21 protein-coding genes are annotated in these 22,105 nt (G+C 44.9%); 5 read left to right on the top strand and 16 right to left on the bottom strand.

All coding sequences use genetic code 11. From position 1 onward, the window contains the following. Positions 1 to 455: 455 nt before the first annotated feature. The 4 genes from DCMF_RS25805 to DCMF_RS25790 form a co-directional block, all read right to left on the bottom strand. Positions 456 to 1,772: a UDP-glucose dehydrogenase family protein gene (locus tag DCMF_RS25805; RefSeq protein ID WP_148137096.1), complete on the bottom strand. Its 1,317-nt coding sequence runs from the start codon at positions 1,770 to 1,772 to the stop codon at positions 456 to 458. 298 nt (positions 1,773 to 2,070) lie between these two features. Then, positions 2,071 to 2,994, bottom strand: a complete 924-nt coding sequence (locus DCMF_RS25800; RefSeq protein ID WP_148137095.1) for an SDR family oxidoreductase — start codon at positions 2,992 to 2,994, stop codon at positions 2,071 to 2,073. A gap of 145 nt (positions 2,995 to 3,139) precedes the next feature. Next, positions 3,140 to 4,261, bottom strand: a complete 1,122-nt coding sequence (locus DCMF_RS25795; RefSeq protein ID WP_214658914.1) for a glycosyltransferase family 4 protein — start codon at positions 4,259 to 4,261, stop codon at positions 3,140 to 3,142. Positions 4,262 to 4,439: 178 nt separating this feature from the next. Beyond that, complete coding sequence (locus DCMF_RS25790) at positions 4,440 to 5,687, bottom strand: D-alanyl-D-alanine carboxypeptidase family protein (RefSeq protein WP_214658913.1); 1,248 nt, start codon at positions 5,685 to 5,687, stop codon at positions 4,440 to 4,442. Between the two features lie 600 nt (positions 5,688 to 6,287). Between DCMF_RS25790 and DCMF_RS25785 the strand changes: the two genes are divergently transcribed. Both DCMF_RS25785 and DCMF_RS25780 read left to right on the top strand, forming a co-directional pair. Continuing rightward, positions 6,288 to 7,187, top strand: a complete 900-nt coding sequence (locus DCMF_RS25785) for a glycosyltransferase family A protein (protein ID WP_148137092.1) — start codon at positions 6,288 to 6,290, stop codon at positions 7,185 to 7,187. 158 nt (positions 7,188 to 7,345) lie between these two features. Further along, entirely contained in the window at positions 7,346 to 8,464 is a 1,119-nt protein-coding gene (locus tag DCMF_RS25780) for a glycosyltransferase family 4 protein (RefSeq protein WP_148137091.1), read from the top strand. Between the two features lie 20 nt (positions 8,465 to 8,484). Here DCMF_RS25780 and DCMF_RS25775 read toward each other — a convergent pair whose 3' ends face one another. Beyond that, complete coding sequence (locus tag DCMF_RS25775; RefSeq protein ID WP_214658912.1) at positions 8,485 to 9,741, bottom strand: multidrug effflux MFS transporter; 1,257 nt, start codon at positions 9,739 to 9,741, stop codon at positions 8,485 to 8,487. 377 nt (positions 9,742 to 10,118) lie between these two features. On the opposite strand from DCMF_RS25775, the gene asrA reads away from it, so the two are divergent. From asrA to asrC, 3 genes are read left to right on the top strand one after another with little or no spacing between them, the layout of a single operon-like run. Further along, on the top strand, positions 10,119 to 11,147 hold the full coding sequence (gene asrA, locus DCMF_RS25770) for an anaerobic sulfite reductase subunit AsrA (protein ID WP_148138083.1): 1,029 nt from the start codon (positions 10,119 to 10,121) through the stop codon (positions 11,145 to 11,147). Then, positions 11,137 to 11,934 carry an anaerobic sulfite reductase subunit AsrB gene (gene asrB / locus DCMF_RS25765; RefSeq protein ID WP_148137090.1) on the top strand — a complete coding sequence of 266 codons (798 nt, stop codon included), beginning with the start codon at positions 11,137 to 11,139 and terminating at the stop codon, positions 11,932 to 11,934. Before asrA ends, asrB begins: the two co-directional genes overlap by 11 nt. Positions 11,935 to 11,945: 11 nt before the next feature. Then, positions 11,946 to 12,920 carry a sulfite reductase subunit C gene (gene asrC / locus DCMF_RS25760; RefSeq protein WP_148137089.1) on the top strand — a complete coding sequence of 325 codons (975 nt, stop codon included), beginning with the start codon at positions 11,946 to 11,948 and terminating at the stop codon, positions 12,918 to 12,920. Positions 12,921 to 13,043: 123 nt separating this feature from the next. On the opposite strand, the gene DCMF_RS25755 is transcribed toward asrC, so the two are convergent. The 11 genes from DCMF_RS25755 to DCMF_RS25705 all read right to left on the bottom strand — a co-directional run bounded on the left by DCMF_RS25755 (position 13,044) and on the right by DCMF_RS25705 (position 22,104). Then, positions 13,044 to 13,904: a dihydropteroate synthase gene (locus tag DCMF_RS25755; protein WP_214658911.1), complete on the bottom strand. Its 861-nt coding sequence runs from the start codon at positions 13,902 to 13,904 to the stop codon at positions 13,044 to 13,046. A gap of 61 nt (positions 13,905 to 13,965) precedes the next feature. Next, the gene (locus DCMF_RS25750) at positions 13,966 to 14,385 is read right to left on the bottom strand and encodes a hypothetical protein (RefSeq protein ID WP_148137087.1); all 420 of its coding nucleotides are present in this window, start codon (positions 14,383 to 14,385) and stop codon (positions 13,966 to 13,968) included. Further along, positions 14,378 to 14,968, bottom strand: a complete 591-nt coding sequence (locus DCMF_RS25745; protein ID WP_214658910.1) for a CobW family GTP-binding protein — start codon at positions 14,966 to 14,968, stop codon at positions 14,378 to 14,380. The genes DCMF_RS25750 and DCMF_RS25745 overlap by 8 nt, the downstream gene beginning before the upstream one ends. A gap of 24 nt (positions 14,969 to 14,992) precedes the next feature. After that, on the bottom strand, positions 14,993 to 16,822 hold the full coding sequence (locus DCMF_RS25740; RefSeq protein WP_148137085.1) for an ASKHA domain-containing protein: 1,830 nt from the start codon (positions 16,820 to 16,822) through the stop codon (positions 14,993 to 14,995). 72 nt (positions 16,823 to 16,894) lie between these two features. Further along, positions 16,895 to 18,169, bottom strand: a complete 1,275-nt coding sequence (locus DCMF_RS25735) for a uroporphyrinogen decarboxylase family protein (protein WP_148137084.1) — start codon at positions 18,167 to 18,169, stop codon at positions 16,895 to 16,897. Positions 18,170 to 18,195: 26 nt separating this feature from the next. Continuing rightward, positions 18,196 to 18,855 carry a cobalamin B12-binding domain-containing protein gene (locus tag DCMF_RS25730; protein ID WP_148137083.1) on the bottom strand — a complete coding sequence of 220 codons (660 nt, stop codon included), beginning with the start codon at positions 18,853 to 18,855 and terminating at the stop codon, positions 18,196 to 18,198. Between the two features lie 20 nt (positions 18,856 to 18,875). Next, on the bottom strand, positions 18,876 to 19,565 hold the full coding sequence (locus DCMF_RS25725; protein ID WP_148137082.1) for a hypothetical protein: 690 nt from the start codon (positions 19,563 to 19,565) through the stop codon (positions 18,876 to 18,878). Between the two features lie 70 nt (positions 19,566 to 19,635). Next, positions 19,636 to 19,824, bottom strand: a complete 189-nt coding sequence (locus DCMF_RS25720; protein ID WP_148137081.1) for a tautomerase family protein — start codon at positions 19,822 to 19,824, stop codon at positions 19,636 to 19,638. 29 nt (positions 19,825 to 19,853) lie between these two features. Next, positions 19,854 to 20,369 carry a DUF1097 domain-containing protein gene (locus DCMF_RS25715; protein WP_214658909.1) on the bottom strand — a complete coding sequence of 172 codons (516 nt, stop codon included), beginning with the start codon at positions 20,367 to 20,369 and terminating at the stop codon, positions 19,854 to 19,856. A 25-nt stretch (positions 20,370 to 20,394) separates the two neighbouring features. Continuing rightward, a complete protein-coding gene (panB, locus tag DCMF_RS25710) occupies positions 20,395 to 21,240 on the bottom strand; it encodes a 3-methyl-2-oxobutanoate hydroxymethyltransferase (protein WP_214658908.1) in 846 nt (281 codons plus the stop codon). A gap of 120 nt (positions 21,241 to 21,360) precedes the next feature. Further along, positions 21,361 to 22,104 (bottom strand): amidohydrolase family protein, encoded by a 744-nt coding sequence (locus DCMF_RS25705; RefSeq protein ID WP_214658907.1) that lies wholly within the window; start codon positions 22,102 to 22,104, stop codon positions 21,361 to 21,363. Between the last annotated feature and the right edge of the window lies 1 nt (position 22,105).

The raw sequence follows: 22,105 nt of genomic DNA, 5'->3' as shown, positions 1-22,105 counted from the left end.
TCTTTCCTAATCAATTCACAGGTTAGTGATAAAGCAGTAACCTCATTGGTAATCAACGTTTTTCGGATAAAAACTAAAGTCCTGCTACGTGTCAGTAATACACTTTTAAGTATTTTCACTTTCCTGAATCTATTGCATTTCTACCTTTATTAATAGTAATAGAATCTGAGCTAGTGGATTAAAATCAATTTTAATAGAGATAGGACGTCATGGAATGATCTTTAGTAGCCTATATCCAGCCAAGCATCATTAAAAGATTCAATACCTTCCTTTTTCCTGACAAACGAATTACTCCATCATAGATTATAATATTTTTCAGACTTTAATGATCTTTGCCTCTTAGATTTGGACAAAAAATCATAAAATTATCAAACACACCACTTAATGTATCTGGAAAACAATCCTTAAGACACGAGAACTAATAACTCATGTGACATTCGTCACAATTTCACATCCTATCTTCCTACACCATAGTACTCAAATCCTGCTTCTTCCAGTACTTTCCTATCATATATATTTCTTAAGTCAAAAAAGAACCTCCCAGACATTTTTTCCCTAATTAAATCAATATCAAGACTTCTAAATTGGTTCCACTCCGTTATTATCACCAGCGCATCAGCACCATCCACAGCATCATACTCATTCGGAACATAGTAAATTTCGTCTTTCTTAAAAGCATATCTCATAGCATTTTTCATGGCAACAGGGTCAAAGGTACTAATGATGGCACCTCGTTTTAATAACTCTTTCACAATCGTAATAGATGGGGCTTCACGCATATCGTCAGTCTCAGGCTTATAGGACAATCCTAATACTGCCACTTTCCTACCATCCACATATTCCATTGCACTGATAATCTTATCCACCATACGAAGTTTCTGTCGATCATTAGCTTTTACAACCTCGTCCACAATCGAAACATCTATGCCCCACTCCTCACCTATACTTACCAAGGCTTTGGTATCTTTAGGTAAACAACTTCCACCATATCCTGGACCAGCATGTAAAAAATACTTACCTATACGTTCATCTAGCCCCATTCCTCTGGCTATATCCTGAACATTTGCACCAACTACTTCACATAGGTTGGCTATCTCATTAATAAATGTGATCTTAGTAGCAAGAAATGCATTTGAAGCATATTTAATCAACTCAGCCGTCTCAATATTTGTAAAAACGAAAGGATGTTTATTCTGGTATAGAATATGATAAACATTTTTCATGATTTCTCGAGCCTTTTCATTCTCAGCACCAATGACAATTCTATCAGGATGCATAAAATCCCCAACTGCAGATCCTTCCCGTAGAAATTCAGGGTTCGATACAACATCAAAATCCAGATTAATTCCTCGATCCTTTAAAACTTTTTTCACGACTTCTTTTATTTTCTTTCCAGTACCTACTGGAACTGTACTTTTATTAACATAAAGTATGTATCCCTCCATGTTTTCTGCAATAGAACAAGCAGCTGATAACACATGCTTTAAATCAGCAGAACCGTCTTCATTGGGAGGAGTACCAACAGCAATAAAAACAACCGTTGAATTTTTTACTGTTTCTTTAATATCTGAGGTAAAAAATAGCCTACCTAATCTTATATTTTTCTCAACAATATCCTTCAGTCCAGGTTCGTAGATGGGAATTGTACCTTCTTTTAACATCCCAATTTTTTCTTCATTAATATCCATACATGTGACTTGTAAACCAAATTCCGATAAACATGCCCCGGTTACTAAGCCAACATAACCGGTCCCTATAATAGATATTCTCATTAATCTTTTTCCTCCTAATTAATGTCAAAATAAAAACTAGAGCCCACATCTTCACACTCCAGCTTTTATCATAGCTTATCATATCATAGAATACGTCCACGGCTCTTTTTCAGTCTTCTTCCCTGTTAAAATCTCCACACTATCCTTCATTCGTAAAAAATTAGGCCCAATAAAACCTGCTTCCCTACTAACAAGTATTATCAATGATTAGTGCCTCCCTTGCTCTTCGCATACTTTCTCTCTAATTCTCCGTTCCACGAAAATTTCCTTTAATTTGACATCTATTTCATTCCTTAAATCATGTAAGCCTAATATTATGGAAAAAAGATATCGTCTTTTTTATTCCTTCTCCCAATAAGATTTCAGGCTGCCATCCCAACATTTTCCTTGCAGCAGAGTTATCCAAGCAGCTTCGGTAAATGTCTCCAGCTCTGGGTTGAGAGTAGGCAGGTGCCATCTTGGATCCCAACTCATCTTTTATTGTTCCATAAAGCTCATTAACAGTAACTTCTTTCCCAGTGCTGATGTTCACAACCTGGCATCCTGATGCCTCCATGCCAATAACATTTGCCCGCGCCACATCACCTACATACACAAAATCCCGAGTCTGGTTCCCGTCTCCAAAAATAACCGGCTGTTCCCCAGCCAAAAGCTTATTAATAAAGATCGTCACTACACCACCTTCTCCCAGATGGTCCTGACGAGGGCCATAAACATTGGCATAACGTAAAACATCATAATCCAATCCATACAACTCTTGATATATTTTGAAATAATAAGAAGCGGTGTGTTTAGAAATTCCATAAGGAGACAATGGATTGCAGGGGTGACTCTCATCAACAGGTAAATATTCTGGGTTGCCGTATACGGCTGCAGACGAGGCGAATACCACTTTACGCACCCCGGTTTTCCGGCAACATTCCAACACATTAATCAGTCCCAAGATATTTGTCTGGGCATCTTCTAAAGGATCGTTTAAGGAACGGGGTACACTCACTTGAGCAGCCTGGTGAATGACATAATCCGGGCGGAGTATTTCAAAAAGATTTATCAAATCATTATCTCTAATATCTTTAACTACAAGGTCTGCTTGAGTATTCACATTCTCCCGTTTCCCAGAAGACAGGTTGTCCACCACTGTTACCTGATAACTCTTCTCAATTAACAAATCTACAATATGTGAACCAATAAACCCTGCCCCTCCGGTTACCAAAACCTTCATCCTTTTGCCCCTTCCATATATATACTGATAAATATTGATCACTAAGTAGGCATCCAACGCTCCCCAAGTTATTCCGGTAACTGTACCCGGATTTTGGAATCCGCTCCTCCTTGGCCAGGCGTCCACATGACCATAAACACAAGGTTTATTTGTTAGAAGCTAAATACAACTCTTTATACGCTTCCGTCATTCGTTCTATCCGAAATAATTCTTCTGCCCGTTTCTTACTGTTTTCCCCCATTTGTTTTCGCAGGGCTTCGTTAAGAATTAGCCGGTTCACATAGTCGGCCGCCTTATCAACATCATGCTTGTCCAAAAGAAAACCGTTCCATCCTTGTGTTACCTGCTCCCCCACCCCGCCTACCTGAGAGGCCACAACCGGCAAACCGGCCATCATCGCCTCACAAATTGTCAGAGGCAGCCCTTCCCAGGAAGAAAATAATGCAAAAACATCAAAATCTTGATACAAATGGATTAAATCTGGCCTTGTCCCCAACAGATGAATCCGGCTCTGGAGCTTATTAGCTCTTATAAAATCATCACATTCTTCCCGTAAAGGCCCGTCCCCAACCAAGACAAAGTACACACCTGTTTGATGTTTTTGTAGTATCTTCTCAGCCGTTTTCAGCAAAAACAAGGGGTCCTTCGGCTCTTTCAGCCGGGCAGCCATGCCAACAATGACATCCTTTTCCCCAACGTCAATTTCCTGCCGGAGTCCACCAGGGGAACCTTTAAGAGATTCCACCCCATTATAGATAACCTTCAGTTTTTTCCCCGGGACAAAACCTTTTCCCATTTCGAAATCTGCTTTAGACACACAGATTACATCGGTAGCAGCTTTCCCGGCCAGCCTTTCGAAAAAGCCAAACACAAACCTTTTTAACGGGGACTGCAGGGGCGTTACCCCCCAGCCATGTACGGTAAATACAATCCGCGGTACCCCAGTCAATTTTGCCGCCAGCCTTCCAAGAATACCTGCCTTGGAACTGTGGCAATGTACCACCTCATATTTATTTTCCTTGATAATCCGGTGTAATTTAATAAAGGCAGCCAGATCTCGGCCAGGGGAAATTGGGCGAACCAGTTCAGGCAGTTCAAAGACCTTGATTTCCATTGACTTCAACCACTCCACCAGCTCACCGCCGGGAGCGCAGGCCACGTGGAACTCAAAGGATTCTTTCCTATTTAATGAACGGACAATATCAAACAATACCTTTTGGGCACCGCCGATTTCTGATAAAGTAATAACTTGAAGGATTTTTATCATACTGGCCCACCTGTACAACTCATTTACGAACAGAATACCATTAAAATTGTACCACATCTATGCTAATTTTTAACAATATTTTTTCCATCTTTCCGGGTACAAGACAATTCGTCAGGATCATGGTCTGGCAGAAAAAAGCATCTGAATTAACAGATGCTGTAGTTTAGAATATTTCGCGTCACCGGAATGACCTAGACACCTTTTTAAATATGATCCCTAAAATAAAAAATAGGACCACCCCGATAAGAGGATACCGTATTTTTTTAAAAAATATGGTTATTGGACTTATTTCCACGCTATTCGCAGCAATTACGTCGGTTTTTCCCAGTAAAACCCCGTTCCTTCTATATTCAATAGATCCCAAAACCTCCCCTTTCTGGATAGGTGCTTGGAAGCTTGTTGGAATGAGGGAAGTCGATACAATATTCCACTGACTTTTATCATAAGGTAAAACATAATCAACAGATGCCGCTGTTACAAGAGTTAACTCCGTATCATCTTTTGCATCTTTTACACTCACTTTCTTGACAAATTGGTTCGTGCCGATCACATTTTGCCTTCCATAATTCTGAAAGCCATACTCAAGAAGTTTCTCACAATCATCCGCGCTCCTGGCTTTGGCACCGGCACCGGTGCCGGAAACCCCCAGCACAACGGCAATCAGCTCCATCCCCTTGTCGTTTGCCGCAGCTGATACCAGGTTATGCCCGGCTTCACTTGTGTAACCGGTTTTGATGCCTGTCACCTTTGTAAAATACTCTGATTCTCTGTATAAGAGCGGGTTGCTTGTATATAAAACAGGCCAGCTGCTATGCTTATTGGTGGCGCCAAGCTGATAGGACCTTTGACAAACAGTATTACGGAAAACAGGCAGGCTCATTGCGTAACGGGCGATAGTTGAAAGGTCTCGCGCCGTAGTGTAATGGTCGGGGTCATGCATGCCGTTAGGATTGACAAAATGTGTATTAACGGCGCCAATCTCCTGGGCTTTCTTATTCATCTGATCAATAAATTCGCTTTGGCTGCTGAATACGTTTTCCGATAATATATTGGCAGCCTCATTGGCAGAACTTATTAGCAGAGGTTTCAATAGCTGCTCCATGGTCATCTTTTCCCCCTGCATAATGCCAATATTCATGCCGTCCGCACCGATTTCGTTGATGGCTTTCTGGCTAGCCGTCATCACCTGCCCGGGCTTTGCGTTTTCAATCGCCAGGATTGCCGTCATCATCTTGGTAGTGCTGGCAGGATACAGGCGCAGATCCGCGTTTTGCTCATAAAGCACCTGACCTGTTTGGGAATCTATCAGAATACATGCCTTAGCATCTGTGACAAGATTTTCGGCAGAAGGCGGTTCGGCATAGGCCGGTGGTACCCGGAGTAATAAAAAAGCAAGTATAATAAGTGCTATATAAATACGTTTCATAGGCAAATTACTTCTCCTGCATAAATAATTGTCGCAAAGGAATCCGTTTGATTCAAAACTTTTAGTAAATTTCATTTTAAGAAGCTTAAAAAGATTGTCCTACAAATCACCAATTGTTTCTAACTGTTTTAAGTTTTTCTTTTAATTTAATTTTTCCGCACTATAGTATACCCACAAATTGTCACAGTTCTGTTACAAGAAAAAATGCGCGATGGCGATTTGTCCTTTCCGGGCAGAAGCCGGCAACATAAAACAAGCCAGGATACATGATTCTGGTTTGCCAGCTATGTAATAAATTCTCTCTCGATGGGGAAATTCCTTTGGTATGTTATGGGCACGAAAAACCGGCACCATAACTTATGACGAAACCAGGCCACCTGGGGTGGGCAAATTTATCTTTGAATAAGTAAAACTTTCAAATAAGCCAAGCCTGACCCCACATTTTTTGTCACAACATGTCCCGCCGGTTGCATAAGATAATAATATACTAAATAAATATGATTAGAACTATTCTCTCACCAGCTTTGGAAAGGCACCGGTTCATAAAAAAATCAAATTTCTGCTTTCGGTTTTTGCCGGCATGAATACGGAGAGATATCTATGACACCTCCTTTAATCAGCTATTCTACCTTCCATAGAATGGGATTAACAGTCAGAAACTTAAGTTCCCTTTTAAGAACAACGGATGATTTTGAGCTCCATATTATCGACAACAATTCCCAGGATGGCACCTGGGAGTATATCCAAAGCCTGGCAGACAGTCGCATCAAGTCGAAAACCAGGTTTCCCGTGAATTCCGGACCGATTTACCCCATCAATTTTAATCTGGCCCGCCGCAGGCCCGACCAGTATTTTATTGTCCTGGAAAGCGATGTATTTTTTTATGTTCCCGACTGGATCAGCCGTTTTATGAAAATCTTTCAGACCTTTCCGGAGGTGGGGCTCCTGGGAATCCCCAGAGCTTACCCCCTTCCGGCCTTTCAACCGGATGTCGTCCCCCAGGAGAGAGACGGCGTAAGTTATCTCCAGTTAAAGAACAGCGAAGTGGGCACAATCATTGATTTTGTACCCGGACACTGCCAGTGCCTAAGGCCGGAACTGATCAGCCTCATCGGATACTGGTGCGAAGAAAACGGTTACGGGGATGCGGAACTGTCCATCAGAGTACATAAATATACTCCCTTCAAAGCCGGATTTACTACCGACATTCCCATCGATATGACCCAAACCATACCTTGTCAGGCCTGCGAAGGCAGCCAGTGGTGCCATCTTGACAAAATTGCCAATACCTGCTTTAGCATCAGGAACAATAAGCACAAGAACTTATCCTTCGCTGAAACCAACAGGTGGAAATATTTCGAGTACTTCAACGAGCTAAACCAGGGCAAGAGAACGGTTTACTGCGCATCCATCCATGATCCCGAATCCTACCGGACCCATCTTTATCATATGGATTGGGCACTGGAGAATTTCAACTTTTATGCCATCCATGGGAATTAGGAAGAAAAAAATGAGGAGGCTGAGAGGAACCAATTCCGCTGAAAGCAAAATACTGGTCAAATAAGGACAAGTAGGCGGAAAAAAGTAAAATGTAAATAAAACAACACAACATCACAATTGTATACCTGAGGAAAATCAAAAGAATAGAGGGATCAGGCATGGAAACAAGTGATATGACGCCAAGAAAACTGGCGATTCTCGATGATTATTTTCCCAATCTAAAGACAGGCTTCCGGATATCCGAATTCAATTATTACCTGGAGAAATATCCCAACTGCGTAGTATACTCTACCAGGTATGACATGCACCATGCTGAATATGCGGCCGCCTATCCCCAATTCCAGGATAGAATTAAGCCGTTTACGCTTTTTGATTGGACAGGCAAAGCTTACTCCTTATATTATACGGTTTTTCTAAGTAATGCCTATAGTTTTTACTTCGTTTATGAACTGTTAAATACACCCTTCGTATTTGAATTATATCCCGGCGGGGGATATTGGATCAATGATGCAGAGATTGATGCAAGGCTGATCAAGGTCCTGCAATCCCCTCTTTTAAGAAAAGTGATTGTGACGCAGAAAATGACCGCGGATTATATTATCAACCGTGGTTTTGTTACTCCCGACAAAATTGCCTATATCTATGGGATGGTAACTCATCCCCAGTATTTCCATACCACCGAAACCAAAAAATTCTACGAAAAAGATAAAAAAACCTTTGATATCTGTTTTGTGGCCCATAAATATATGCCCCTGGGACTGGACAAAGGATATCACATTTTCATCGATGTGTGCAAAAAGCTTGCCCCGGCGGCCCAGGATATCATGTTCCATGTGGTGGGCAACTTTGACAGGTATGAACTCGATATCAGCGGCCTAGAGAACAGGATCCTATTTTACGGGCTGAGAGACCACAGTTTTTTCCCCGCATTCTATGCGGGAATGGATATGATCGTTTCACCGAATGCTCCGTTCATCCTGATCCCGGGTAAAAATTACGACGGCTTTCCTACAGGCTGCTGCATCGATGCCGCCTTACACAACGTGGGCATTTTCTGCACCGACGGACTTAACCAGAATGAGTATTTTGAACATAGAAAGGATATTTTCCTCATCCCGCTCAGTGCAGGCGATATTGCCGACAGTATCCTGGAGTATTATCATGACCCGGAAAAACTATACCTGATGTCTGCCCGCGGGCAGGCCAAATTCCGGGAAGTTTTCGACTTTGAAAAACAAATGAGCGCAAGAGCTTCTGTTCTGGAACCATACATGTAACAAAGGGCCGTCTATAGCTATTATGCAATGATAGTGTCTCTGTCTTTCACCTGATCAGGTACCTGTTTAATGTATGGTTTTTGGGCAATAATGGTCCATAGGATCAGGCTTACAACGCCAATGACCATATGCAACAATCCCAATACGAAGATACGATTGGAAAAATCAAAAGAAATGATCAGCATGCCGATACTGCCAAAAAAGGTATATGCGCAGCTCATCAGGGAGGATGCGGCTCCGGTGTCCCCGTCCAGCTGCTCAATCATCAGGTTCGTCCGGGCAGGCCCGATAATGCTGCCAAACAAGGATGCCGGTATCAGGGATAAGGCAAATACCACGGGGCTCAAATTTCCCAGGATACTTACCATCAAACCGCTGATGCTCATCACCAGATAACTGAAAGTGATAATGGAATGGCTGCCGAAGTGTTTTGATATTTTGATATACACTAAGGGTCCTAACATAAAGAACAGGGCGTTCGCGGCAAAATAATAACTGTAGGTTTGTTCGCTGAGCCCGAAGTCATCCACATAAATATAGGATGAGGCAGATATAAAGGCCATAAAGGCAATCGAGGTCAGGGAAAAAGTAAAGAGAAGGGATGAAAAGCTCTTATTTTTTACCACCACCCCTAATCGTCCCAGGGATTTGAGGATACTTCCCGTATTGCGTATGCCTATCGTCTCTTCCATGACGATACTCCCCAGCAAGGATAGGATCCCAAAGACAGCCAATACCGCAAAAACGCCCCGCCAGGAAAGTAAGGTTAATATAATCGCCCCCATCACCGGTGAAATGATTGGTGCAACCATGCCCATTGATTGCACCACGGCAAGAATGGTCAATCTTTTCCGGCCGGCATAGACATCCTTGACGATGGCGGTAGCTACGGCGGTGGCGGCCCCACAGCCAATGGACTGGAAAACCCGAAATAGAATCAGGGCATAAATATTAACAGAGAACACACACAGAATACTGGCCGAGGAATAGATGCCCATACCGATCAGCAATACCGGCTTTCTGCCGTACTTATCACTGAGCGGACCCCAAAACAGGGTTCCCAAGGCATAGAAGATAAAGAAAAATGTCAGCGTAAGATTGACCATGCTGGGGGCAGCATGGAAGTATTGCACCATCTTGGGAAGGGCAGGGAGGTAAATATCCGTAGACAAGGGGATAAAGGCACCTAAAAAAGCGATAAAGACGACAAACCCTCTCTCCCCAAGATATTTTTGCCCTTTCGGTTTCATGATGCTTCCATTATTTTCGTGATTCATCGGCATACTCCCAGAAGTTAATAATGCACTGGTTAAAATTATACACCGGAATGGAGAGATAAGAAACAACTCCCCGGCCAAATTATTTTTATAGGACAAAAATGAGCCATGGTTTTTATCACCATGGCTTCCTTCATCCCCTCTAAGTACCCTGCCCTAACAGGGATACGCTCAGCCTGCGCGATCTGATTCGTCATCCATATCCTTCCTTTTTTTGTATTGTCATGCAGTCCGGTCAGGGTCACAATCCTGAATCTTTGATAAAAAGGAAAAAACAAATATTCCACGTCCATAGCCCATTATGTTAAAATTAAAGGAACATCGCTGCATGAGGCGTATTTAGGAGAATATTCGTGAACCGAGAAAGTGGTGATAAGATGGGAGTCAAATTAAATCCAACAGAATTCAACACAATTGCACAAGTTTTAAAAGACAAATATCGCTTGTATGGCCCCATAAGAAGGAAAGGTTTAGGCGCATTTTCCGACACGGATCTGATTACCTATGGTGAAATCTCCTGTCTGGAGGATATGGTTTGGGAGGAAAAGACCAGATTCTCCCCCAAGGAGATCATCCACCCTATTACACAAACCTTATTTTATTTTACGCAAGATGAAGTTATGGAACCTAAGATTGATGAGAAAGAGATGATTCTCTTTTTAAGGCCTTGTGATGCCAATGCCGTCTTAAAATTAGATCATATCCTGATTCATAATGGCTCCTGTGCAGACAGTTATTATATGCAATTAAGAGAAAAGGTGAAGTTTTTCGTGGTGGAATGCCTCACGGGTTTTGAAACCTGCTCCTGTGTTTCTGTGGGATCTCATCAATTTTTAAACTATGATGTCTTTTTACGCCTAGCAAAAGAAGAGATTGTCTGTGATGTAAAATCTCAGGAATTCACCGCTCTTTTCGGCAGGGGAGAGATCGTTGATTACCAACCCCAATTTATTCATGAGAATTCCATGAAAGTCCGGCTTCCATCCATCGAGGCATTAAATAAACATCAGGCTGATCTTTTCCACCATCCATTTTGGGAGGACTATGATCAAAGATGTATCGGCTGCGGGAGATGTAATTTTTCCTGTCCCACCTGTACCTGTTTCACCATGAAGGATATCTTTTACCAGGACAACCCGGAATGCGGAGAAAGAAGAAGGGTTTGGGCAAGCTGTATGGTTGACGGTTATACCGAAATGGCGGGAGGACACGCTTACCGGAAAAGCTTTGGTCAAAGAATGCGCTTCAAAACCATGCATAAAATTTTTGATTACCCGAAGCGTTTTGGTACTCCCATGTGTGTTGGCTGTGGGCGCTGCGATGATGTTTGTCCCGAATATATTTCTTTCCGTACCGCTGTAAACAAGGTTTCCCATTTGCTGGGAGGTGAAAGCAATGAAAAATAATGTTTACCTCCCTCAGAAGGTAGAAATTCTGGCGGTGATTCCCCAAACTGAGATTGATTATACTTTCCGATTACAAACGTCCCAGATCAGACCCCTTTCGGGACAATTTTTACAAGTATCCCTGCCGAAAGTAGGAGAAGCACCTATTTCCATCAGCGATTTTACCGAAGACTATCTGGAGTTAACGATCAGAAAAGTAGGAAAGCTTACGGATGTGATCAATACCTTAAAACCAGGGGATCATCTTTTTGTGCGGGGACCGTACGGGAATGGTTTCCCGGTTAAAAGTTTTGCCGGGAAACACTTGATTATCGCGGCAGGGGGTACGGGTCTGGCGCCTGTGAAAAGCATTATCAGCAATTATTATCAGCACCCTGCCCACCTGGCCAGTCTGAATGTGTTGGCCGGTTTTAAAACGCCGGATGATATTCTTTTTAAAGACGAAATCCAGCTCTGGCGGGAAAAGTTCTCCGTACTCGTTACGGTGGACAAAGCCGATCTTACCTGGCCGGGTCATATTGGTTTGATCACGAAATACATTCCGGAAATAAACCTTGAAGATCAAAAAAATACCCAGGTCATTGTGGTGGGGCCTCCTCTCATGATGAAGTTTACCTGCCAGGAATTTATCCGCCGGGGCGTCAAAGAGGAGAATATTTGGGTCTCCTTGGAAAGAAAAATGTCCTGCGGTGTTGGCAAATGCGGGCACTGTAAAATCGGGGAATCCTATGTTTGCCTTGACGGGCCTGTTTTTAACTACACCAAATCTTTAGAGCTATTGGATTAGGGGGTGAAGGGATGCAAGACATGAACACGAAGAAACTAAAAAAGAATGCCTATCGGATCACCAAAGAGCGCGGCATCACCGCCTTAAGAATCAGGGTGCCCGGCGGCCATCTTCCTATTAAGTTCTTTGACGTGATTAAAACGATTGCAGAAAAATACGGCAATGGGTCGGTCCATATCACCACCAGACAGGGCTTTGAGATACCGGGAATCAGAATGGAAGATATGGAGGAAATCAATCAGCTCATTCTACCTTTAATCAACGATCTCAAAGGATTAGGCGTGCCGATTCCACGGGACACCTCAGGTTATCCTGCGTCAGGAACGAGAAACATCTCTGCCTGTATTGGCAACCGGGTTTGTCAATATGCCAATTACGATACCACTGCCTTAGCCTATGAGATTGAAAAAGCGGTCTACCCCCACGACTTTCACGTCAAAATCGCTCTTACAGGATGCCCGAATGATTGTATTAAGGCGCATATGCAGGACTTCGGTATTATTGGGCAGGTGGAACCCCACTATCAGGCGGAAAGATGCGTGGGGTGCCAGGCCTGTGTAAAAAATTGCCGAAAGCGGGTTACCGGGGCCCTTCAATTTATTAATGAGAAAGTGGTCCGGGATGCCCAAAGGTGTATCGGCTGCGGAGAGTGTATCTTAAAGTGTCCTACATCCGCCTGGACCAGGGGAAAGAATTTTTACCGGGTCATCATCATGGGGCGGACCGGCAAGAAGAATCCCCGCTTAGCCCAAACCTTCCTGGAATGGGTGGAAATTGAGCCGGTCATCCAAATCATTCAGAATACCTACCAATTTATTGACAAATATATCGACCGCTCCTTGGACAAAGAGCATATTGGCTATATTATCGACCGGGAAGGATATCAAAAATTTCAAACCGAGGTTCTTACCGGGGTTGTATTAAACAAGGAGGCCCATTTAGCTCAAAGTATTAATTACCAGGGCTACCATTACAATAGAATTTAAGTTTTTTAAACAAAAAGAGGCGGGCGCCCAACGAACTAAACAGTTTTTGGGCACCCGCCTTAGCCTTCCCTTCATCCTCTACCCTTCATATCGACCGGGTTTTCGGTAATCAATATTTCTATTCTAACTATTTGTTTTCTTAAGCCGGGACCGATACAGTTTTAAAAAGCGGCTTGCTTTGGGATCCTTCTCTAATAACAGGTCGGTGCTTCTGATCGCTTCCATCAAACCCGGCGCGCCCACATTGACGATGGGTAAATTCACCCCATTCTGAATACTCAAAGCGATGAAGCTGTTATTCAGATAGGGCCGGTTGGGCAGGCCATGGGAGATATTGCTGGAGCCGGTGGCGATATTGGCGCCCAATTCGGTGGAGAGCAGCCTCATGGTTTCCAAGGTATATTTCCCCGCCCGGTAATCTGTGCCTACCGCTAAGACCAGGGGGTCAAATACCACATCCTCTTCCTTGATGCCCAGGGCTAAAGCCTGTTCTAAGATTCTTTTGGCAATATCCACCCGTTTTCCGGGTTCGGAACTAATGCCGCTGTCATCCATACATAAGCCGATTACAGCAGCGCCATATTCCTTAATCAGAGGCAATACTTTTTCCAGAGAGCGCGCCTCACCGGAAACACTATTGATTAACGGCTTACCCGGGCAAACCTTAAGTGCAGCCTCAATGGCGCTTGGATTCGATGAATCAATAGAAATGGGCAGTCCCGTCACCTCGGCGACCAGTTTCACGACCTGAGGCAATACAGTTACTTCGTCCACACCCGGCGCCCCCACATTGACGTCAATGACGTCTGCTCCTTCCTCTTTTTGCAGGACGGCTTCTTTTTCTACTAAGTCAAACCTTCCTTCCCGCAAGGCCACTGTCAGCTCTTTCTTTCTTGTCGGGTTTACCCTCTCCCCAATTACCACCGTAGGGTTTTCAGGCGCCACTTCTACCGTTACCTGTGTACCGGAAAGAATTGTTTTCATTTTAAACCTTTCCTCCATTTCTGATGTGAAAAATTATGACATCTTTGATCTTTATCCCTTTTTAATGGTGATGGTGATCATGTGCATGAGGTTCATGATGCTCATGAGGTTTTACCCGGTATTTAAAACCATACTTGAGACAAATCTCCCGGACTGTTTCTTGAAAACCTTTCTGCAAATAATCTCGCTCAATTTTATATGCGATCAGGGCAATCTTTAATAAGGTTGCTTTAGATTCCATGGGATCCGGCACCACGCGGATCGTAATGGGTCCCCCGGTGGTACTGCCGAAAATAAGATCATTTTTCACAAAAACGGACGCTTTGATATGGCCGAGCAGTCTGCCCTCAGGGGCGATTCGGGAAAGAATCCCTTCCAGCATATCTTTGATAAAATCAGGCCATATGTTCGCTTCCACCGTATCATCGCTTTCAATTTCAAAACAGTCGCTGAGCGCAACCGCATCTTGGGGATCACTCAATGCAGAACACCTCCTCAAAAGTAGGAGGTGATTCCGCCAATAAGTTGACAGGTAAAATTGGTACATTGGGGCATAGCTCTTTTAATTTATTTAAAACTCCCTGCACTTCCCGGGCTTCGCATTTATCTATTTTACTTACCACAATCATATCCGCACTAAATATGGCATCCCCCATGATATGCTCCAATTCTTCCCAGAGAAGCATAAAGCGGGTGCCGTCCACCAGCACGATATTGTTGATGGTGACATTTTCGGACCAGCACCGGATGGTTTCGATAATCTGACTGGGCAATGCCACCCCCGAAGGTTCCAGTACCACAGCATCTATATTTTCCATCTCAGATATGGTGTTGAGTGCTTTAATCAAATCATGTCCCATTTGGCAGCAAACACATCCGCTAAAGAGTTCGAAAATCTGCGTCTCTGAGAAATTGACGAAGAGATCGGAATCGATGCCGACTTCGCCCACCTCATTCACAATCACAGCCACTTTTTTATCCCGCTCGACCAATCTTTTCGCCAGCAGCAACGACAAGGTCGTTTTTCCGCTGCCGAGAAAACCGGAAACCAGAAAAATTTTCAATTTTTGTCCCTCCTGTTTCAGAAGCTAACAATCCAGAACCGGAAAATGCATCCCTTTTAAAAATAGGTGGTTAAAGCTTTTATGGGCCGATAGAGGAATATATTTTACTTTTTGGGCCAATGCTAGACTTTCCTGATATTCCCTTTTGGACAACAGGGTTTTTTTCGCGCCCTCTCCTGCGGCATTTCCAAAAGAAACGATCTTTTCAAGTTCTACCGGGGGAATCAAACCGATGCCCCTGGCACTGACCCTGGAAATATAACTGCCAAATGCGCCGGCAAGGATGATTTCATCCAATTCTTCCTTTTCAACCCCCAGTTCCATCATCAGCACGGCAATACCTGCTTGGATGGCGCCTTTTGTCAACTGGATCTGGCGGATATCCTGCTGGGTTATGATCATCTCTTTTCCTGTATCGGTTTCTTCTTTGGCCGCGAGAATGATGGCCCTGCCCTTTTTCCAGGGAATAATGCGATGGGCTAAAACACCGGGCGCTTGCTCCACCGGTATTATTTTTCCCGTGGCATCCATTAACCCTAACTGCCGAAATACAAATACGGCATCGATAAGTCCGGAACCGCAAATTCCTTTTGCTTTCCCATTGCCGATAGTCTTTATTTCAATTCCTTTGTTTTCTGAAATGGAAACACCTTCGATGGCGCCCATATCCGCTCTCATCCCGTGCAAAATGGTGGCTCCCTCAAAAGCAGGGCCGGCCGCAGTTGAACAAGCGGCCATGCCGGCAGGGGTTTTTAATACGATTTCCCCATTCGTTCCTATGTCAATCAATAGCACGGTTTTGGGGCTTTTGTGCAATTCGGCGGCCAGAATCGCGCCTACGGTATCCGCCCCGACAAAACTTCGAATGCCGGGAAGGGTTCGTACCAGACCATTTTTATTCATGGCAATCTTTAAATCCGCCGCAGGCACTTCCACAGGCTGCTCTTGAATGGCATGATAGGGCGCCACAGCAAGGCTGGCCGGAGACACCCCCAAGAAAAAATGGGTCATACAGGTATTTCCTACCGCAACCAAATCGTAGATGGCATCTTGGGGAATGCCGGCTAAAGCGGTGACATTTGTAATTAAGCGATTGATGCCCTCTATGAGAACCGTATGCAGCAAGGTCAGGTTATCCGGATTGCGCCGCATCGAACTGATTCTGCTCAGCACATCGGCCCCAAAAGATGCCTGGGGGTTGGCCAGGGCAGAAACGGCAAGCTGCCTGCCCGAATCCAAATCTAAAAGGTACATCACCATGGTGGTCGTACCAATGTCTAAGGCTAGTCCGTAAACCTTTTTTTCACATCCATCCTGATACAGATCCACCAGATCATGATCCAGGAATAAACCGGCGACATTTTCCATCGGTGTCATGGCGATTTGGCGCAGGTGCTTTAAGTCGATATTGATCCACGTTTTCCCTTCTCTTTTTAAACTTTCCCGGATGCGGGACACCAGAGAAGAGGGTTCAAGTACCGTGGCCTTTTCCAGGCGGATTCTTTCCCGGGTGAACCGGGGGTCAATGTGAAAGGAAATGTTTCTATGGAGAAGCGTTTTTCTTTCGTCAGAAAAAGCAGGGACCGGAAGACGCACTACCGCATCATGGCATATTCTCGCCTGGCAGGCTAAGCGCATAGGTTTGCCCAGCTGATGGCTGTTTAGGGCGTCTTCTTCCGCCTTCGTCTCAGGGGCCAGGCCAGCTACTTCTTCCATGACGCACTTGCCGCAGGACCCTTTCCCGCCGCAAGGAGCAGAAAAAGAGATTCCCGCCTCTCTAATTGCCGCTAAGACGCTTGTTCCCCGGGGGACAGTGATGCTTTTATCCATCGGTAAAAAAGTAATGATCGGCATGCTGCTTCCCTTCCCAAAATTTCACATAACACACCCCTTTGTCAAGGGGTGTGTTATGTGATACAGGCAGATTTATTTAATCAATCTGGGATTTTTCCGATAATGCATGGCCCACTGAGGAAGATTCTTCGTCAGTTTTTTCCGGCTTTCTTTGAAACTGTCCTCTGTCCAAATTTGTTCCGCCGCAGTTTTGCATAAGGGATATTTGCCAAATTCACGTGTAGCCTCAATCGCCGCTTTCACAGTTTCTAAGGGTGTGCCCACGGAAATTTCGCAACCCGGCATGATCACGGCTGTGGTGTGGGGCGTAGAATGCTCGATAAACTCTTTGATCATGGTCCGGTTGTGCTCAATGCTCTTATAGGCTAAAGCCTGGGTGGTAGGCGCATTCATGACGCAGGCGATTCCTTTGTTTAACCGGGCCACCCATTCACACCACTGGGCCCAGGACCAGCCTAATTGTTTCATGGGTTCATCATATTGAATGGCGGGATAGGGCTCGGTAGCAAGCATTTCCATGGCTAAGGGCAGGTTTTGGCCGCAAATATGATGGAAGGGATATTTAAAAATGCTGGCTACTTTTTCCGCATAAATCCGGTCATATACGCCAAACTCCTCAAATTGCCTGGGCCCCCAGGTTCTTGCCCCGCCGAAGACACAGACAAATTCCACCCCCGCTTCCGCATAGGGACGGCACGATTCGGCTGCTCCCAAGCAAAAGTCCGTCACCAATTGGAGGTAGTAATGGATTTTTTCCTTCGGTTCGGAGACGGTCCAGCGCAGGAAGTTTTCCACCCCCACCGTCCACTCGGCAATATTGCTGGGATTGGCTAACCCTAACACGGTCTGCACGGAATTGTTCATTTTCTTCTGGAATTCTAGGGTATGGTCAAAATGGGGCAGATAGTGGCTGGCCAGCCGGCCCAAGCCGTACTTCACCCAAGGCTTTGATTCAAAAACTTTGATAATTTCATCAAGGTTCTTGGTCACTTCATGAAAAACCACGTATGATTTGCCGTCCCGAAGATCGTAGCAGCTCTTTCTCTGTTCCGGTGTGAGCAAGGGATCCAAGACATGGCTGGGGCAAAAATAGGGCCAGATCACATCCTGTCTTAAGTCATGCCAGGCTTTTAAGGTGGCATCCGTGACCTTGTCCACATTCTCCCATGTTTCAAAAAAGTCATACCCGGCCTGGACAATCTGCCATTCATCCGTTTCTATAGCCACCGGCACCAGATCAGGCTCTTCCAGATCAAATGCTTTGCGCATTCTGTCCGTATGCGTCATTTCACCGATGTTGGGAAGATTGATGCACTTTTCCACCCATTTATCAACAATAGCACTCATTTTTATTCCTCCTTTTTTATCCCCTTTTATCCGTGCTGAGCAATTAGCTTCTTCATTCCCGCTACTGCTTCCCAGGCATCGTTCCAGGCGTCGTCCGCACCCATTTCTTTGGCGAAATCGGAGTCCACGGCAGGCCCGCCGCAAATCACAAATACCTGGTCCCGGATACCGGCTTTTTTAAATTCTTCAACGCAATCTTTTACATGGAGGAAGGTCTCGCTCATATAAGTACCTAAGCCCACAAAATCCGCCTGATGCTCTTTGATGGCCTCGATATACTTTTCCACAGGTACATCCAGACCTAAATCAATCACTTTAAAGTTTTCCCCTTCAAAAACAGGAATCGCCACATCCTTGCCCACACTGTGGATGTCTCCCCAAATAGTGCCCATGACCACGGTTGCCAGATAAGATGTCTTTTCATTCTGCTTAATCTCAGGCTTGAGGATCTTTAGCCCGGCATAATAGGCGTCCACCGAACCCATTACTTCAGGCATAAAAATCTCCATATTATTCCATAGTTCTCCCACTTTTTTCATTCCGGCAGAAAGGCCGTCTGTAATTGCTTCAAAAGCAGGAATCCCGGCCTCTAATGCTTCATGGCATTTAGCCTCTACCGCGGCTATATCCATCTCTACTACCGCTTCTGCCAATTTACCCATCAATTCTTCTTTTTGTCCCATCATTAGATTCCTCCCATCATTTTTTAAACAGCCCTGGCTTTTCTAAAATTACAGCGCTCTTTTAAGGCGCAGTAATCACAGTTTGTGGCACCGTGCTTTTCTTTTAGGTTTGATCCTACTCCAATGGCCTGGGTAGTGGATTTTAAGGGGCTCATAATAAAGGTATCGGATAACCGCACCCCTACTTTTTGCGGTTCTAAAATCTCAAAAAATATTTGCTGATCTTTTAAAGGCCAGTTCATATAACCCGGACTCAATGGAATCGTAGTAATTTGTCCCAGAGACTGGGCCATATCCTCCACCATTTTACATCCTTCTTGGGCCAATTTATCTGTTGCCAGTGAGCCGATACTGTCTAACACATAAGCTTTGGCAGGGGCTCCCGCATTCTTATATTCTTTTATTTTGTCCTCCAATTCAGGACCGATGGTACAGCACATAAAAATAATTTTTTCTGCGCCCTGCATCATCTTGGCAAAGATTCTCGCATCCACGGTATGCCCTGTCTCCAGCACGGTCTGCTCTTCTCTCATTTCAGACGGACGAATTTCCCGGTAAATGTATCGGGGACTGATTACATCCATGGCCTCTTCTAAAAGCCGCTCGTAATTTTCTAAAATATGGGGATTAATTGGTCGGTCTGATTTTGTCACGCCATGTACCCTTAACAGCTCTTCCAGAGAAACATTGATCTTCATCCCTTGTTCGATCATGCCGCTAAACCCCTTTAAGGTGTTTTTGGGGAGGGGCGTCTGGAACGCCCCTCCTGATTTCAGACAGAAGTTATTCAGATTTCCCGCACATTTTGCCGCCGATAGACCATTCATCGGCAGGAATATCCTGGAATGTCACCCAAATATACTCTTTCGGCACACCGGTTTCCTGGTTGACGATTTCCGTAATCTTTTCGGCAATTCTCGCCTTTCTTTCCTTGGAATGTCCTTCGAAAATTCTCACATTAATAAACGGCATACTGCTCGACCTCCCTTTTCTTTTAAAAATTAATTTGCACTGCTTGACTGACTCGTCTGCTCACCTAGGGGTTTATGAATCACATTGGTTCCTTCTACAATCAGGAGGGCCAGAAGCAGCCCGCCAAAAAGGGTGAGAAAAATACTTCCTGCCGATTCTCCATTCTGTGAAAACATAGAGGCGACGGCACCAAACATGATGGGGAGTTTATTGGCCCATGTATTGCCTGTGATACAAAGATGAACCGCACACATGATCAGTGTGACCACTCCCACAACCAGCAGCAAGGCTATGTTTGCGCCAACACCCGCACCAACCAGAAGGCCAATTAATTTCAGGTAGATAAATCCCCAAATGATCCCCACGACCAGACTGGTGACGAAATGGGGAAATTCCTCCCGCTTCGCGCCTGCGCCAAAATAGATGGGCAAAGCGACGAAAGTCATCCAGAGCAGGTTCTTCATGGGAATATAGTTGTACAGGTACACATATAAACCGCACAGGACACCAGCAACAACACTTAATTTAAAAAGGTAGGTTTTCAAAAACGCCTCCTCCTTTGTAATCCGGTTATTCCGCATACTTTCTGACTAAGTCTTCATAAGCCTGGTGATCCATTTTATAGCAATGCGTATTTAAATCAGGGTATGTCTTGGTCTCAACATCCTCTTTATATTTGCGGAAAGCCTCCGCAATAGTGTCTCTCAGGTTGCCATACCGTTTGACAAACTTAGGCACGGTAGAAAACAGGCCTAGCATGTCTTGCACAATCATCAATTGACCGTGGCAATAGGGACCTGCCCCGATACTGATAATGGGAATCTTACTCCTCTTGCTAATGATCTGGCCCACTTCGGCCGGTATGCACTCCAGCAAGATGGCAAATGCCCCTGACTCTTCCAGCATCCTGGCGTCCTCGATCACTCTTTCCGCAGAATCAAGGGTTCTGCCTTGGGCTTTAAACCCGCCCAGCTGAGAGACTGATTGGGGAGTAAGCCCCAAATGTCCCATGACAGGAATAGTTGCCTTCGTTAAGGCTTTCACAATATCGGCAACATCTCTTCCTCCTTCAAGCTTGACGCCGTCTACTCCGGCTTCCTTCATGTAGCGGCCGGCGTTATAAATGGCCTCTTGAGGGGAAACCTGATAAGACATGTAGGGCATATCCCCAATGACAAAGGCCCTGGGTGCCCCCCGGCGTACTGCTTCCGCGTGCTCGATCATCGTGTCCATCTTTGCGGGCAAGGTAGACCCATGACCCAGAACCGTCATGTAAAGAGAATCCCCCACCAGAATAATTTCTATTCCCGCCTCGTCTTCCAATTGGGCCATCGGGTAGTCGTAAGCCGTCATCATCGTGATGGGGCTACCCATGGCCATCTTTTTCCTGAGATATTGAATCGTTACTTTCTCCAATCAATCTCACCTCATCCGTTTTTGACTGGAATATTTTTTTATGGTATAATAATTTTTGCGATTATTTTTTATCTTCATAGAATACTCATTTGAAAAAATTGAGTTTTTCTATGATTTTTTTTATAAGGGTAATTTGAACAACTTGATGGCTGTTTCTCCCATAGCTTTACGCCGTTGTTCTTCCGTGATGTCTATCACCTTATATTTTGCCACCTCCGCGGCCAGGTTTGCTGCATCGTCAGACCCCATCATGACCCGGTCCGCACCGACAGCGTCAATGGCCCATTTGATATCCGGGGTCATCACCCAGGATGTTTCCAGATACATGTTCTTGTATTCCCCGGCAATAATAATGGCCTCCGGCGTTAGCACACAGGCGCCCGCATGTCCCACCACGATGGGTAAATCCGGGTACTGCTTTGCTCTGGGAATTAACAGGGCCGGCGAGGAAAAGGGAATACCGAAGGCCGCATTGTGGACCATGATCGGTACATTCAGTTCTTTCGCTGTGTCAAACAGTACATCCGCATCTTTGGCCACCGGCATCAACGCATGCCCAATAGTATGGCACTTCACAGCAACAAATCCAAGTTCCTTCACACAGCGCACCAATTCCTTATGGACAAACTTCTCATCCTGGTGGGGATTAATATTGGCCAAGCCGAAGATTCTGCCGGGATACTTTTCCGCCAGCCGGGCAATGTCGTCATGGACCTTTACGGGATCGGGCGCTCCGGGAAAGGGTTGGACGATGGAGGCATCCACACCCTCCCGGTCCATGGACGAAATAATTAATTCTTCGGTCATCTCCCACCCAAATACACGACAGGGACCTAAATGAACATGGGCATCAACAATTGGCATC

Origin of the sequence: Candidatus Formimonas warabiya, from assembly GCF_002777255.1 — a bacterium.
GTDB classification, from domain to species: Bacteria; Bacillota; Dehalobacteriia; order Dehalobacteriales; family Dehalobacteriaceae; genus Formimonas; species Formimonas warabiya.
Note: the sequence above shows the minus strand (reverse complement) of the source record. Positions and strands in the feature narration are given on the sequence as shown.

Excerpts from the sequence above, each read along its gene's own strand:
- DCMF_RS25805 (WP_148137096.1), bottom strand. The coding sequence starts at position 1,772 with ATGAGAATATCTATTATAGGGACCGGTTATGTTGGCTTAGTAACCGGG.
- DCMF_RS25800 (WP_148137095.1), bottom strand. The coding sequence starts at position 2,994 with ATGAAGGTTTTGGTAACCGGAGGGGCAGGGTTTATTGGTTCACATATT.
- DCMF_RS25795 (WP_214658914.1), bottom strand. The coding sequence starts at position 4,261 with ATGATAAAAATCCTTCAAGTTATTACTTTATCAGAAATCGGCGGTGCC.
- DCMF_RS25790 (WP_214658913.1), bottom strand. The coding sequence starts at position 5,687 with ATGAAACGTATTTATATAGCACTTATTATACTTGCTTTTTTATTACTC.
- DCMF_RS25785 (WP_148137092.1), top strand. The coding sequence starts at position 6,288 with ATGACACCTCCTTTAATCAGCTATTCTACCTTCCATAGAATGGGATTA.
- DCMF_RS25780 (WP_148137091.1), top strand. The coding sequence starts at position 7,346 with ATGGAAACAAGTGATATGACGCCAAGAAAACTGGCGATTCTCGATGAT.
- DCMF_RS25775 (WP_214658912.1), bottom strand. The coding sequence starts at position 9,741 with ATGAATCACGAAAATAATGGAAGCATCATGAAACCGAAAGGGCAAAAA.
- asrA (WP_148138083.1), top strand. The coding sequence starts at position 10,119 with ATGGGAGTCAAATTAAATCCAACAGAATTCAACACAATTGCACAAGTT.
- asrB (WP_148137090.1), top strand. The coding sequence starts at position 11,137 with ATGAAAAATAATGTTTACCTCCCTCAGAAGGTAGAAATTCTGGCGGTG.
- asrC (WP_148137089.1), top strand. The coding sequence starts at position 11,946 with ATGCAAGACATGAACACGAAGAAACTAAAAAAGAATGCCTATCGGATC.
- DCMF_RS25755 (WP_214658911.1), bottom strand. The coding sequence starts at position 13,904 with ATGAAAACAATTCTTTCCGGTACACAGGTAACGGTAGAAGTGGCGCCT.
- DCMF_RS25740 (WP_148137085.1), bottom strand. The coding sequence starts at position 16,822 with ATGCCGATCATTACTTTTTTACCGATGGATAAAAGCATCACTGTCCCC.
- DCMF_RS25735 (WP_148137084.1), bottom strand. The coding sequence starts at position 18,169 with ATGAGTGCTATTGTTGATAAATGGGTGGAAAAGTGCATCAATCTTCCC.
- DCMF_RS25730 (WP_148137083.1), bottom strand. The coding sequence starts at position 18,855 with ATGATGGGACAAAAAGAAGAATTGATGGGTAAATTGGCAGAAGCGGTA.
- DCMF_RS25725 (WP_148137082.1), bottom strand. The coding sequence starts at position 19,565 with ATGATCGAACAAGGGATGAAGATCAATGTTTCTCTGGAAGAGCTGTTA.
- DCMF_RS25720 (WP_148137081.1), bottom strand. The coding sequence starts at position 19,824 with ATGCCGTTTATTAATGTGAGAATTTTCGAAGGACATTCCAAGGAAAGA.
- DCMF_RS25705 (WP_214658907.1), bottom strand. The coding sequence starts at position 22,104 with ATGCCAATTGTTGATGCCCATGTTCATTTAGGTCCCTGTCGTGTATTT.